The 13,467-nt window shown below is 63.4% G+C and carries 11 protein-coding genes; 9 read left to right on the forward strand and 2 right to left on the reverse strand.

The window, feature by feature from the left end; translation table 11 throughout:
* The first annotated feature begins 19 nt into the window (after positions 1–19).
* From AC3IR3_RS05440 to AC3IR3_RS05460, 5 genes are all read left to right on the forward strand, one after another.
* Positions 20–382, forward strand: coding sequence for a hypothetical protein (locus tag AC3IR3_RS05440; RefSeq protein ID WP_489195959.1), 363 nt, complete (start codon positions 20–22; stop codon positions 380–382).
* Positions 382–1,062, forward strand: coding sequence for a C39 family peptidase (locus tag AC3IR3_RS05445; RefSeq protein ID WP_489195960.1), 681 nt, complete (start codon positions 382–384; stop codon positions 1,060–1,062). Before AC3IR3_RS05440 ends, AC3IR3_RS05445 begins: the two co-directional genes overlap by 1 nt.
* Positions 1,059–1,742, forward strand: coding sequence for a hypothetical protein (locus tag AC3IR3_RS05450; protein ID WP_489195961.1), 684 nt, complete (start codon positions 1,059–1,061; stop codon positions 1,740–1,742). The genes AC3IR3_RS05445 and AC3IR3_RS05450 overlap by 4 nt, the downstream gene beginning before the upstream one ends.
* 3 nt (positions 1,743–1,745) lie before the next feature.
* Positions 1,746–3,107, forward strand: coding sequence for an autotransporter outer membrane beta-barrel domain-containing protein (locus AC3IR3_RS05455; RefSeq protein WP_489195962.1), 1,362 nt, complete (start codon positions 1,746–1,748; stop codon positions 3,105–3,107).
* A 166-nt stretch (positions 3,108–3,273) separates the two neighbouring features.
* Positions 3,274–4,137 (forward strand): hypothetical protein, encoded by an 864-nt coding sequence (locus tag AC3IR3_RS05460; protein WP_489195963.1) that lies wholly within the window; start codon positions 3,274–3,276, stop codon positions 4,135–4,137.
* Between the two features lie 67 nt (positions 4,138–4,204).
* Here AC3IR3_RS05460 and AC3IR3_RS05465 read toward each other — a convergent pair whose 3' ends face one another.
* Positions 4,205–4,888 (reverse strand): TerC family protein, encoded by a 684-nt coding sequence (locus tag AC3IR3_RS05465; protein ID WP_489195964.1) that lies wholly within the window; start codon positions 4,886–4,888, stop codon positions 4,205–4,207.
* A 283-nt stretch (positions 4,889–5,171) separates the two neighbouring features.
* Between AC3IR3_RS05465 and AC3IR3_RS05470 the strand changes: the two genes are divergently transcribed.
* Together AC3IR3_RS05470 and AC3IR3_RS05475 are read left to right on the forward strand one after the other, a co-directional pair.
* On the forward strand, positions 5,172–6,623 hold the full coding sequence (locus AC3IR3_RS05470) for a bifunctional 2-methylcitrate dehydratase/aconitate hydratase (protein ID WP_489195965.1): 1,452 nt from the start codon (positions 5,172–5,174) through the stop codon (positions 6,621–6,623).
* 198 nt (positions 6,624–6,821) lie between these two features.
* Entirely contained in the window at positions 6,822–7,931 is a 1,110-nt protein-coding gene (locus AC3IR3_RS05475; RefSeq protein WP_132147217.1) for an OmpA family protein, read from the forward strand.
* Positions 7,932–8,656: 725 nt separating this feature from the next.
* Here AC3IR3_RS05475 and AC3IR3_RS05480 read toward each other — a convergent pair.
* Positions 8,657–11,113: a TonB-dependent receptor plug domain-containing protein gene (locus AC3IR3_RS05480; protein ID WP_489196888.1), complete on the reverse strand. Its 2,457-nt coding sequence runs from the start codon at positions 11,111–11,113 to the stop codon at positions 8,657–8,659.
* Positions 11,114–11,413: 300 nt separating this feature from the next.
* Here AC3IR3_RS05480 and AC3IR3_RS05485 point away from each other — a divergent pair, with 300 nt between their 5' ends.
* Positions 11,414–11,866 (forward strand): DUF3574 domain-containing protein, encoded by a 453-nt coding sequence (locus AC3IR3_RS05485; RefSeq protein ID WP_489195966.1) that lies wholly within the window; start codon positions 11,414–11,416, stop codon positions 11,864–11,866.
* Positions 11,866–13,449, forward strand: coding sequence for a SulP family inorganic anion transporter (locus AC3IR3_RS05490; protein ID WP_489195967.1), 1,584 nt, complete (start codon positions 11,866–11,868; stop codon positions 13,447–13,449). Before AC3IR3_RS05485 ends, AC3IR3_RS05490 begins: the two co-directional genes overlap by 1 nt.
* Positions 13,450–13,467 lie beyond the last annotated feature (18 nt).

A 13,467-nucleotide genomic window follows, 5' to 3' on the forward strand; every position in this document is an offset into this window, starting at 1 on the left:
CATCCGCCGGGAGAAAGCCATGTTCACGTTCTTCGTTTCGCGGCGTCATGCCGCGACGGTCGCTGTCGGTCTGATGGTGCTTGCGTGTGGAGCCGCACAGGCCACGCCACCGCCTTCCGTTGAGGATGCGCCGGGCCTGGGGGCCCCCGTATCGAGCAGCGCGCTCGGCGAGATGTCCGGCGGAACGGATACCACCACCAACGGCATGACCATCGACGGCACCGTCAGCGATACGCAGACCAGTCATGTGTCAACGGGCATGAACGCCATCGACGCGAATTCTTTTCAGGGCGCGGCCGGCTTGCCGACCGTGATCCAGAACACCGGCAACAACGTACTTATCCAGAACGCGACCATCGTCAACGTACGGCTCATACCGTAATGCGATCCGGCCTGCTCGTGCTTGCACTTTTCGTCGTCGCGCCGATTGCGCAGGCTGCGAATGTGGAAGTGCAGAGCAGCCAGGGCACGTCGTACCACCTGCGCGTGACCAGCCTGAAGGAGGCGCGCTTCAGGAATACGATCCGGCAGAAATACGACTTCAGTTGCGGTTCGGCAGCCGTCGCGACCCTCCTCACTTATCAGTACGGCGACCCCGTCGACGAACAGTCGGCATTCGATGTCATGTACGCGCATGGGGACCGCGCCAAGATCGCCAAAGAAGGCTTTTCGCTGCTCGATATCAAACGCTTCCTCGCGTCGCGTGGCTTCGAGGCCGATGGTTTCGAGCTGCCGCTGGACAAGCTGGGCGAGCAGGGCCTTCCCGCCATCGTGCTGATCGACGAACGCGGCTATCACCACTTCGTCGTGGTGAAGGGCATGAAAGGCGGGCGCGTACTGGTCGGCGACCCCGCTACCGGTACGCATTCGATGTCGCGCGGGCGGTTCGAAGCCATGTGGAAGAGCCGCCTCGTCTTCGTCATTCATAACGAGCGCGATCGCGCGATCTTCAACAGTCCCCGGGACTGGGCGGTCGCGCCGGCCGCGCCACTCAGCGATGGCATCGAACGCAACGGACTGGCTCCGATCGTCATGCCCAAGCGCGGACCTGGTGACATATGAACCTTCGGCGTACCTCACTTCTCATCGTCGCCGGCTGTGGCGCATGGGCGCTCTCACCACACGCGCATGCGGACGACTGGACTCCCGTTTCGGACGAGCGTCTCGAGAGCGAGCGCGGTGGTTTCGATCTTGGCGACGGACTCAAAATCTCGTTCGGACTCGAACGTACGGTCATCGTCAACGGCATGACCCAGGTGCAGAACAGCATCAGCATTCCCGACATTTCGAAGATCACCACGGATCAGGCGAAGGCGCTTTCGCAGGCTTTCGGACCGATAGTGATTGCCAACGGTAGCGGCAACAGCGTCAATGCCGCGCTTACGCCGGCCGCGAATAACGCGAACGCTGCACAGTCGACCGCCGCCGCGACCACGGCGGCGACGCAAGCCGTCTCCGCGGTGGCATCGGCTGCGCAAACCGCAGCGGGTGTCGCACCCACAAGCCATGCGGCCGCCGCATCGTCGACGCCCGCGAGTCTGACGATTCCGACGACGACACTGCCGGCGCTGACCGTGCCGTCGCTCAACGTACCCGCTTTCGTCGTGCAGAACACGCTCGATAACCAGGCCATCCAGGCCACCACTACGATCGACGCGTCGGTCAACAGCGCGCAGATGCTCAGCGGTATGCAATTCCAGAGCAATCTGCAGGACGCGATCGTTCGCTTCAGGGGAAACTGACGTATGCACCGGACCGGCAGGTATCCGCACGCAACGATAGCGCTCGGTACGTTTGCTCTGGCCTGTCTTCCGATGTGTATCGGAGCGGCCTGGGCTACGGACGCACCGGTCGACCCGGCTTTGCGCGACCGCGTCGCGGCGCAGTCGCAGAAGCTCGACGCCATGCGTAGCCGCGTGGCGGAACAATCCGCCGAACTGGAGGAAATGAAGCGCGCGCTGGCGCGACAGGAAGCGGAGTTCAGCGATCTGCGCAAGGCGGTCGGACTCGAATCGCTGGACGCAAGTCGCGGCGGATCGCTTGCCGCATCGGGACAGCAGGGCGGCGCGGCGCCGTCCGCGCCACAAGACGCGACGACAACGGTTGCGCAATCGACCCGTCCTGTCGGCAAGCCTCCGGAGCAAGCCGACAGGCCGCCGGAAGTCGCGCCGATCTTCGATCAGCCCGGTGTGCTCACGCCCAAGGGCAAGCTGATCGTCGAACCGTCGTATCAGTTCGGTTATTCGTCGAGCGATCGTGTCGCGCTTGTCGGTTACACCATCATTCCCGCGATCCTGATCGGCCTGATCGACGTACGTCAGGTGAAAACCACGACACAGACCGCCGCGATGGCATTCCGCTACGGCCTGACGAATCGCCTGGAGATCGAAGTGCGCGTGCCGTACGTGGACAGCCATACGGATACGATCAGTCGCGAGATATTCACCGGCGCCGCGCAGGACAACCTGTTCTCGTCCAGCGGAAAAGGTCTTGGCGATATCGAGGCGACGGCGCGCTACCAGATCAATAAGGGCGGTCCCGATTCGCCGTACTACGTTGGCTGGTTCCGCGTGAAGTCGCGCACGGGCAAAGACCCCTTCGAAGTCACCACCGACTGCGTTACCCGCTGCGTACAGAATGCGACGGGTACGGGCTTGCCGCTGGAGTTGCCGACCGGCACGGGGTTCTATTCCGCGCAGGCGGGCGTGACGTGGCTGTATCCGTCGGACCCGGTCGTATTCTTCGGCAATCTGAGCTATCTGCATAACTTCACGCGCAACAACGTCAGTCGCACCGTATTGCTTGCCGGCAAGCAATTTCTTGGCAACGTGAAGGCGGGCGACATCGCCGATGTCAGTGTCGGCATGGGTCTGGCGTTGAACGAGAAGGCGTCGATCAGCATCGGTTACGACCAGAGTTTCGTCGGTCGCACGACCCAGAATGGCCAGGCGTTGTCGGCGTCCGCGCGCACGGTACTGGGCTCGCTTCTCATCGGCGGATCGTATCGATTCAGCGACAAGCGGACATTGAACGTGACGCTTGGTGTGGGCGTGACGCGCGATACGCCCGATACCACCGTGACTGTGCGACTGCCTATGAGCTACTAGGAATTCTTCGACGTTACTCGTCGAACGAAGCGGTGAACGAACCTGTCGCGTCTTCACGCGACGGGTTCTTTGCGTGCACGAAGCAAACACATGATGCCTCGTTAGTATCCAGGACATTGGAGGAAAAACTCTTCAAAAACATCATGAATGCAGGGAGAAATGCAGTATGCGAAGCCGTATTCGTCATCTGGGCAAGGCCACGGCCAGCCTCACGATTCTGTCGCTGGCCATGATTGCCACGGCCGCACATGCACAGGATAAGAAGTCGCAGTCGCCGGCACTGGATAACGTGAGTATCTGGCTGGGTGGTTACTACGCCAACAACGATACGACCCTTGGAGCGGCAACACCCGATCGCACGACGAAGGGCGACGTCAGTCTCGAGAAAGACCTTGGGTTCGATAAGCGCAAGACGGTGCCGCGTGCGCGTCTGGACTTTCTGATCGGCGAGCATCAGGGCTTCAGCTTCGATTACTACCGGATCGATCGCAGTCACGGCAGGTCGATCAACGAGGACATTACGTTCCTTGGCCAGCCATTCGACGCCAGCGCAAGCGTGAAGGCCAACGTCAAGTTCAACTTCGGCAGTGCGGCGTACAAGTGGTGGTTCGGTACCGGCAACGATGTCTTCGGTGTGGGGTTGGGTGCGGCTTACTACAGGGTCAGCGGTAAAGTCAGCGGTACGGCCAGCGTCAACGTCGGCGATCAGTTCAACCAGTCGGGGACGGCCAGTGCCAGCGCCAGCGCGAGTGCATGGGCTCCGAACCTGCAGTTGGGCTGGCGCCATGCGTTCAACGATCAGTGGCGCATGTACGTCAACGCATCGGGTGTGAAGAAGAGCGGCGGCAAACTCAATGGGCACATCTGGGATGCGGCGTTGGGTGTCGAGTGGTTCCCGTGGAAGAACGTGGGCTTCGGTGCCGAGTACGCATACACGCAGGTCAAGCTGCATCAGGACAAGAAGAACTACGATCTGGACCTGGATATGAAGCTCAATGGTCCGGCGGCATACGTGCGCGTGCGCTTCTGATTTTGTGTATGGACCGGGAGCATACAATTTTGTAGTAGCCCGCAAGCGGGCTACTACAGGTGTTACGTCAGGCGGCTTCGTTTGCCGGGGACTTACGGCGCGACATCAGCCAACCGCCTCCGCAGATGCCGATGACCAGTAGCGCATCCAGCGTCCATGGGGCCCAGGCGCGGGCGTCGAACCACTGATCGATCAGGTGGTCGTGCGCGATCATCCTGGCTGCGGTCCATGCGATCGCGGCGGCGCCGATATACACGACGACAGGGAAGCGCTCGATCAGTTTCAGGATCAGCGTCGATCCCCACACGACAAGTGGCACGCTGATCGCCAGTCCCAGCACCACCAGCCCCATATGGCCTTTGGCCGCGCCGGCGATGGCCAGTACGTTGTCCAGGCCCATCAGGGCGTCGGCGATGACGATGGTGCGGATCGCCGCCCAGAAGCCGGCGGCGGGCGTGATGTCCGGATCGTGTTCGTCGCTGCGCAGCAGTTTCCACGCGATGGGCAGCAGCAGCAGGCCGCCGACGAGCATCAGGCCCGGCAACTTCAGCAGCCAGATCACGGCAAACGTGAGCAATACGCGCAGGGCGATGGCGCCGAACGTGCCCCAGAAAATGGCTTTCCTTTGCAGGGCGGGCGGCAGTCTGCGCGCGGCAAGCGCGATGACGATGGCATTGTCGCCGGCCAGGACCAGGTCCAGAAGCACGATCGCGGCAAGGCCGGAGAAGAACTCGGCGGTAAGAAAATCCATGGTGCGGTATCCCGTATGCGCTGGACGAATGCAGCGACAACGGGCAGCGCACGCCCCGTCGTCGCCACAAAAGTCTCGTTCCCGGGATGGACCGGCGCGGCGACCGGGACGCATGTGGCGTCCGTGATGACGATCGGCGCACGGACGGCGAAGGGTTGCCGTCCGGAACTACTCCCCTTTGGGCTGTAGTAGGCCGCATTGTCACGGTTCGCATCGCAGTGCACAAGGACGGAATGGCGCCGACACGCTAAAATGGCGGTTTTCCCCGTCGCGAGAAAGCCCCATGAGTGCACACGACATCCGTTCCGCCACGCGTCCGGATCCGGACCAGCCGATGGTCGACATCGCCAACTACGTCGCCGATTACAAGATCGAGTCGACGGAAGCGTATGACACCGCACGCTATATGCTGCTCGATTCGCTGGCGTGTTCGGCCCTCGCGATGAAGTTCCCCGACTGCGTGAAGCACCTGGGACCCCTGGTTCCGGGCGCGACGATGCCGGGCGGCGCGCGTGTGCCGTTCACCTCGCACGAGCTCGATCCGGTACAGGCCGCCTTCGCGATCGGCACCCAGATCCGCTATCTCGATTTCAACGACACCTGGCTGGCTGCCGAATGGGGCCACCCGTCGGACAACCTCGGTTCGATCCTGGCCGTGGCCGATTACCTCAGCCGCAAGGCCGCGAAGGAAGGCGGCAAGGCGCTGACCGTCCGCGACGTGCTGACCTATGCCATCAAGGCCCACGAAATCCAGGGTTGCTACGCGTTGAAGAACAGCTTCAACCGCGTCGGTCAGGACCACGTGATCCTCGTCCGTCTTGCATCCTCGGCCGTAACCACGGCCATGCTCGGCGGTGGCAAGGAAGAAATCACCACTGCCGTGTCGCACAGCTGGATCGACAACGGCGCCCTGCGCACCTATCGCCACGCCCCGAACACCGGTCCCCGCAAGAGCTGGGCGGCCGGCGACGCCTGTCGCCGGGCGGTCACCCATGCCATCAATGCCGTTTACCGGAACGTCGTGGGCTACCCGTCGGCGCTTTCGGCCAAGACCTGGGGCTATTACGACGTGGCCTTCAAGGGCAACGCGTTCGAATTCGAGCGTCCCTTCGGCAGCTACGTGATGGAGAACGTGCTCTTCAAGATCAGCTTTCCGGCCGAATTCCATGCCCAGACGGCGGTGGAATGCGCCATGCAGCTGCACGGTCAGGTCGCCGACCGTATCGACGAGATCGAGAAGATCGTCATCGAAACGCAGGAAGCGGGCGTCCGCATCATCGACAAGACCGGTCCGCTGGCCAATTACGCCGATCGCGACCACTGCATCCAGTACATGGTCGCCGTTCCGCTGATCTTCGGCCGCCTTACCGCCGACGACTACAACGACGCCGTGGCGGCCGATCCGCGTATCGACGCGCTGCGAGACAAAATGACGGTTCAGGAGAATCCTCAGTTCACCAAGGATTACTTCGATCCCGAAAAACGCTATATCGGCAATTCGGTCCAGGTATTTTTCAAGGACGGCAGCAAAACCGAGAAAGTTTCGATTGATTTCCCGATCGGACATCGCAAGCGCCGTGCCGAGGGCATCCCCGTGCTGTTGAAGAAATTCGACGCCGCGCTACGTGCACAGTGGCCTGCGGAGCGGGTTGAGAAGGTTCTTGCGGTCACCAATTCGCCCGAAACCCTCGACGCGATGGCCATTCACGATTTCATGACACTCTTCACGGCCTGATAATACCTGTGACTCGAATATGAACGGCGGTTTTTAGCACGTGTTCAATTGTTTGATTTTTGCTAAACTGCCGCCGCCCGTTGAAGGGGTATCAAAGCGAGGGACAGCAGAAGTCCCCGGATTCGAATTAAGAGTTCTACGCGCGATTTCCGTATGGGGTGGAGCGCGGACGCGAATACCAATAATGAGGAGACACCGATGAAACGTAAGGGCTTGTTTTTGCTGATCGGCTTGGCCCTGGGCGGCGTGGGTGCCGTTCACGCGCAGGACACTGCCGGTGACACGGCTAGCAGCACGTCGTCGAGCTACGACGGCCGCTGGTACATCGCACCGACCGTTGGCGGCTACTACAACGATACGGACCGCAACACCAACAGCCGTCAGGTTTACTACGGTCTGGGTTTCGGTAAGTTCATTTCGAACAACGCGTCGATCGACATCTTTGCCGACCGCACCAAGCGCGACAACGATGGCGTTGGCCATTGGTCGAACAACAGCTACGGCGTTGCCGCCCGTTTCTACGCCGGTGCGTGGGACGCATGGCGCCCGTACCTGCTGGCCGGTGTGATGGGCAGCTACCATCACAACCCGTCGGATAACGGCTGGTCCCCGGCCGCCGAGCTCGGCGTCGGCGTGTCCAAGACCATCACCGACAGCTCCGACGTCCGCGTCGAAGCCGGCTACCGTTACGATTGGGACGACAAGACCGTCTCCAAGAACAACGGCTACGGCGACTGGTTCCTCGGCTTCTCGATCGTTTCCCGCTTCGGTGCTCCTCCGGCCGCTCCGGCTGCGCCCGTTGCCGTTGCTCCGGCCGCTCCGGATTGCTCCACCCTCGACAGCGATGGCGACGGTGTGAACGATTGCGACGACAAGTGCCCGAACACGCCGGCTGGCACGATCGTCGGTCCGGACGGTTGCCCGCAGAAGGTCGTCATCGACCTCCGTGGCGTCAACTTCAAGTTCGATCGTCCGAAGAAGGGCGAGAAGAACATCGGCCCGAGCCTGCAGGAGCCGACCAGCGAATCGCTGGGCGTCCTCGACCAGGCTGTCGACACCCTGCAGCGTTACCCGCAGGTCAAGGTCATGGTTGCCGGTTACACGGATAGCGTCGGTAAGGACGCGTACAACCAGGGTCTCTCCGAGCGTCGCTCGAAGATCGTGTACGACTATCTGACGGCCCACGGCATTGGCGCCGACCGTCTGGAAGGCCCGGTTGGCCACGGTAAGAACAACCCGATCGACACGAACGACACGGCTGAAGGCCGCGCTCGCAACCGTCGCACCGAGCTGCAGGTTCAGCAGTAAGGTTGTTTGATCGGTAGTACGAAAAAGCCCGGCTAAAGCCGGGCTTTTTTTTGGTTCTTCGCGCATGGTCGGGGAGGGCTCGGCTTTGCCATCGCTTTGCGCTGGGGCGCTTCGCGAAGAGCCGTCGGCCACCTCCCTCGACGCTTCGTCTCCACCGTCGCTCGGGAAGGGATAGCCGCTGCGCGGCTGGTGTTCTATGGCTGCGCCCCGTCGCGCCCGCGCGGCGGGCGGGGGTTTTCGATTCGGCCTCCTGCCTCAGCGAAAACGGCGGACCGTCCTGGTCCGCCCCCTGCGGGCCTTTTCCGCCCGCCGCGCTCGGTTCCGCAAGTCGCGTCGAGGGAGGTGGCCGACGGCTCTTCCGGATGCTGCGGTGACGTGGAGGAAAGCAGCGCGTGACGCATGACCCGTCATGGCCGCCTGCCGGTTCGGTTCCGTCACGTGCTCGGCTCGCGCTCTGCCCACAACAAACCGCAGTCGCCGGTGCCGTGGCCGGGTTGGCCCTTGGGGCCGCCTTAGCCGAGGGCCGCGATACCTAGTGACGGAGCGAAGCGGCGCTACGGCCCGCTCCCGCAGGGACGGCGCCGAAGGCCCCAAGGGCCAACCCGGTCGCGGCTTCCTCGAGCCATGAGCGTGAGGCAACTGTCCTCGACCGAAACTCGACAAGACAGTCAGGTTGTCCCCGGCAATGCGTGAAGAGCCTTTTTAAGTCTGTCGTACTCCGTGTTTCAGAACGTATAGCGAACCCGCCCGTACCAGTACGCTCCGTTGACCCCGATCGGCGAGATCACGTCGTACGGGAAGTTTCCCGCGTATGCGATATCGGCGATGGAGCGGGTGGGGTACTGATCCGTGATGTTCTGGCCGCCAATGGCCAGCGAAAGACGTTCGGTCGCATGCCACTCGACCTCGGCATCCAGTTGCCAGCGTGCCGCATAGGTCTGGGTCGGTACGAAGCCGCCACCGAAGTCGAAAACGCGGGTCGTCGCGCCCTGTCGGGTCAACCGGCCGAGCAGGGACCAGCGCGGTGCATCCCATTTCGCGGTAAGCGCGCCACGTTGACGCGGGGCCGCGTCGGTCAGCGTATTGCGTTCCTCCAGTCCGAATAGCACGGCGTCGGCGCCCAGCGCGGCGAGCTGGGGTGGGGTGTCGCGTACCTTGCGGATCGAGGTCCGGTTATAACTGTACGTGCCGGTCAGCGTGAGGTTGCCGCCATAGGCGGGATGCCGGTAGTTGGCGACCAGTTCCGCGCCGCGTGTGCGCGTATCCACGGCATTGGTGAAGAATGCGACGCTCTGCACGCCGGGCACACCGTAATTCGCGAGGATGTACGACTCCAGGCCGTCGGTCGCGATGGTTTCCGAAAGCGTCACCCGATGGTCGACGTCGATGCGATACACGTCCAGCGACGCGTCGAAGTGTTCGCCCAGACGTGCCGTAAAGCCAAGGCTGACGTTGCGCGACTTCTCGGGTTGCAACGGTGTCGCACCAAGGCCGCGGGCGATGGGGTTATTCACCGAAAGCACGCGGCCCTGCACCAGTTCGCCATTTGCACCGTAGCCGGTGGACGTCGACTCAAAACCTACCTGGCTCAGAGATGGGGCGCGAATATTATTGGAGATGGCGCCACGCAGCGCGTAGTTCGGCGTAAAGGCATAGCGGCCGCTGAGCTTGCCTGTCCATGCGCTGCCGAAATCGTTGTAATGCTCGTAGCGTGCGGCGGCGTCCGCGAATAAACGTTCGGTCAGATCCGCGGAAATATCCAGGTATGCAGCACCGACATGGCGGCTGAGATTGGCCGTGTCCTGCGGCGTCAGGCCACCGCCCGCCTGCGCGCCGATGGGGGCGCCGGCGACGGGACCCACCTCATAGGAGGCCGGGTCGCCCGCGTAGGTGCGGAATGTCTCGCGACGGTATTCCGCGCCGGTGGCCACGGTATAAAGCGTCGTTCCCCATTCGACCGGGCGGCTCAGGTCGAGATTGGCGGTGCTTTGCGTGCCTTCGTACTTGCCGATGCGAAAACTCGTCGGACTATCCGGCCCCAACGATACATTGACCGAGTTGCGCAGATCGTAGGCAAAGCTGTTCCCGCCCCAGGTCACGCTGCCGTCGTAATCCCATTCGCCGATCCGTCCGCGTGCGCCTGCCGTGAGGTTCACGTCGCGGTTGTAGCCCTGCGATTCGGGACGATAGCCGTCCGGATAGATCGCCGGCACGTTGGCATCGCTGTCCGGATAACGGAAATAGTTGTCGCCGATGGTCCGGCGCTGCGTATAGATGCCGAATGCGTAAGCCCTGACGTTATCGGCCAGCGGAAGTTCGGCGTTTACCCAGCCGCTGTAGTTCTCGTTTTGCGGATCGCCCGCTGCGTAGTTGCGCTTGCCCTGCCACGCCAGATTGGCGGGAGATTGATTCTCCCACGGGGGGATCTGGTCGAAGCCCGCGCGATTGGTGGGTTCGTGCTGGTTGCTCTCGATACCCGCGCGAACGAAGCCGCCGTCGCCGCCCAGGCGCGCACCGAACTTCGCGCTGGCGAATCCGCTCTGACCGTCGGTGATCGTGCGGCCCGTCGGTTTGAAATCGGTATGGAATGTGCCGTAGCTCGCGGTCACTTCGCCGCCCTCGGGCGCATCGTCGAGGATGATGTTCACGACACCGGCGATCGCGTCCGAACCGTATTGCGCGCCGGCGCCGTCGCGCAGCACTTCGATGCGCTTGATCGAGCTGATCGGTATCGCATTGAAGTCGACCGGCGTCGTACCCCGGCCGATCTTGGTATCCGCGTTGACGAGGGCGGAGGTATGGAAGCGTTTGCCATTGACGAGCACCAGCACCTGGTCGGGGCTCATGCCGCGCAACTGCGCCGCGCGCACATGATCCGATCCGCCGGAATTGGACTGCCGCGGAAAATTGAACGATGGCAGCAGCGCGGCGAGTGCCTGGCCAAGTTCGCCATTCACGGCGCCAGCGGCGCGCAGGTCTTCGGGTGTCAGCACATCGATGGGCACGGGCGAGTCGAGTACCGTGCGATCCTTCGAGCGGGTACCGGTCACCACGATCTGGTCCAGCGTCGACGCGGACGCGGGCTGCGCATCCTGGGCCATTGCCTCGGAAACCGATGCATCGAAAACGGACAGGGCGATGGCGATCGCCATCGGAAGTGCGTGCTTACGGTGTTGCGACATCATGTAAAACCCCTGGCAAAAGCGTGCGCGACGCTACGCCGCGCCCCTGGGCGCGGTCGGATAAAGCGGGAAGCGCGTCGTCAGGCCCGACGCGCGGGCATACATCGGCCCATCGCCACGCAAACGCGGCTGGCAGGGGCAATGCGATGTATGCGAATGTTCAAGGGGTGCGGTGGGCCATGAGTGGTAGATGCGCTTTTCCCATTTGTTGCATTGCAGTGTAGGCTGTGTCAATACATCTGGACCGATAGGCGTATGGACGTCCGTACGCCTCACGATATTCGCGTAGGGGTAGAAAGCATGAAATCATGGGCTGGAATCGTCCTGTCGCTGGCGCTTCTCGCGACGACGGGCTGCGCCACGGCGCCGCACGCGAGCGAAGGCACGGCAACGCTTACCGGCGATGCCGCGCATCCCGATCGCACCGCGGGATGGGTGTCCACCAGCCTGTACTTCGGCCTGGGGCTCGCCGATGGTGGAGCCGGCGTCAGCGAAGCGCAGTGGCGGGCCTTCCTGGACAAGGAAGTGACGCCACGCTTTCCCGACGGCCTGAGCGTCCGCGACGTCTACGGACAATGGCGAGGTAAAGGCCAGTCCGGCACCGAACGCCTCCGTTCGAAGGAGCTGCTGCTCCTGTATCCGGACGGGCCGCGTCAGCGTGCGGACGTCGAGGCGATCCGCGCGGCGTGGAAGCGCGACACCGGCGACCAGTCGGTCCTGCGGGTCACTCAGCCTGCGGACGTGTCGTTCTGATGGCCGCTGCGCAGACACGCCGTCGCTTCGGCGGCGGCGACCTCAATGGCCTTCTCGGCCTCGTCGTCGACAACCTGTCGATCCTGGCCTTCCTGGCGACCGCGCTGATCGGCATCTTCGGATTCCCCGCCGATATCGTCTACCGGCGGATGTTTCCGGGTACCGCGCTGGGCGTGCTGCTCGGCAATCTTGCCTATACGTGGATGGCGCGGCGGCTGGCCCGGCGCACGGGGCGCGACGACGTCACGGCCATGCCGCTGGGACTCGACGCGCCCACCAGCATCGGGATGGCGCTGCTCGTACTCGGCCCGGCCTTCCTGGCCTTTCGCCAGGGCGGCATGGACGCCGACCACGCCGCCGAAGCCACCTGGCAGCTCGGCATGGCCTCGCTGGTCGTCATGGGCATCCTGAAATTCGTGCTGTCGTTCGCCGGCGCCTGGGTGCAGCGATCCGTGCCGCGCGCGGGTTTGCTCGGCTCCATCGCCGGCATCGCGCTCGTGCTGATGGGTTTCCTGCCGCTGATTGAAATCATGCGCGTGCCCGTCGTCGGTTTCGCCGGGCTGGGCATCGTGCTCTACGCGCTGGTCGCCCGCAGGCGCCTGCCGTTCGGCGTGCCCGGCGTACTCGCCGCGTTCCTCGTCGGCGTAGCGCTCTATTACGGACTGGGTCCCGTGGGCCTGCTCGGCACCGGTTATCACGCGCCGGCGGCGTGGCAATGGCGCATCGGCCTGCCATGGCCGTCGCTGGGTTTCGTCACCGGCCTTCCCTACACCGTGGCCTATCTCCCACTGATCCTGCCCTTCGGGCTGCTCATGGTCGTCGGTGGCATCAACGTCACCGAGAGCGCCCGCGCGGCCGGCGACGACTACCCGACCCGCGACATCCTGCTCGTCGAGGCACTGGCAACGCTGGTAGCCGGTGTTTGCGGCGGCGTCGCGCAAACCACGCCCTACATCGGCCAGCCGTCCTACAAAGCGATGGGCGCGCGCAGCGGCTACACCCTGCTGACCGGACTCGTCATCGGACTCGGTGGCGTATTCGGCTATCTCTCGAACCTGGTCGAGCTGCTGCCGATCGCGGTACTCGCGCCGATCCTGGTCTTCGTCGCCATCGGCATCACCACCCAGGCCTTCGAAGCCACGCCGCTGCGCTACGCGGCCGCGGTGGTCTTCAGCTTCTTCCCGGCCATTTCGCGCATGCTGGCGATCAAGCTCGGCGACCCGTCGATTGTCGATCCGGCCCACTATGCGGTGCTCTACGGTGCGAACGACCACGGCATTTCCGCCCTGGCCGTGGTCACCATCCTGGGCAACGGCTTCATCATCACCTCGATGGTCTGGGCGAGTTTCGTCGTCGCGATGATCGACGGACAGGTACGAAAAGCCGCAGGCATCGTGCTGCTCGGCGCCGTGCTGACCCTGTTCGGCGTCATCCACTCGGTCGACCCCACCGGCAGCGTCTACCTCCCGTGGCAGCTTGCCGACGGCGCGCGCACCATGGTCTGGCAGTTCGCCGCCGCGTACGCGGCACTGGCGGCGGTACTGGCCCTGCTGTCGCTGCAGAGGGAGCCGCGGTTGAATTGAGCGGAGCAGGGCGCCACA

This window comes from Luteibacter sp. GL_149, assembly GCF_057834065.1.

Bases quoted from the DNA above. Each gene is read 5' to 3' on its own strand.
- AC3IR3_RS05445 (WP_489195960.1), top strand. From the start codon at position 382: ATGCGATCCGGCCTGCTCGTGCTTGCACTTTTCGTCGTCGCGCCGATT.
- AC3IR3_RS05490 (WP_489195967.1), top strand. From the start codon at position 11,866: ATGGCCGCTGCGCAGACACGCCGTCGCTTCGGCGGCGGCGACCTCAAT.
- AC3IR3_RS05465 (WP_489195964.1), bottom strand. From the start codon at position 4,888: ATGGATTTTCTTACCGCCGAGTTCTTCTCCGGCCTTGCCGCGATCGTG.
- AC3IR3_RS05470 (WP_489195965.1), top strand. From the start codon at position 5,172: ATGAGTGCACACGACATCCGTTCCGCCACGCGTCCGGATCCGGACCAG.
- AC3IR3_RS05480 (WP_489196888.1), bottom strand. From the start codon at position 11,113: ATGTCGCAACACCGTAAGCACGCACTTCCGATGGCGATCGCCATCGCC.
- AC3IR3_RS05485 (WP_489195966.1), top strand. From the start codon at position 11,414: ATGAAATCATGGGCTGGAATCGTCCTGTCGCTGGCGCTTCTCGCGACG.
- AC3IR3_RS05455 (WP_489195962.1), top strand. From the start codon at position 1,746: ATGCACCGGACCGGCAGGTATCCGCACGCAACGATAGCGCTCGGTACG.
- AC3IR3_RS05460 (WP_489195963.1), top strand. From the start codon at position 3,274: ATGCGAAGCCGTATTCGTCATCTGGGCAAGGCCACGGCCAGCCTCACG.
- AC3IR3_RS05475 (WP_132147217.1), top strand. From the start codon at position 6,822: ATGAAACGTAAGGGCTTGTTTTTGCTGATCGGCTTGGCCCTGGGCGGC.
- AC3IR3_RS05440 (WP_489195959.1), top strand. From the start codon at position 20: ATGTTCACGTTCTTCGTTTCGCGGCGTCATGCCGCGACGGTCGCTGTC.
- AC3IR3_RS05450 (WP_489195961.1), top strand. From the start codon at position 1,059: ATGAACCTTCGGCGTACCTCACTTCTCATCGTCGCCGGCTGTGGCGCA.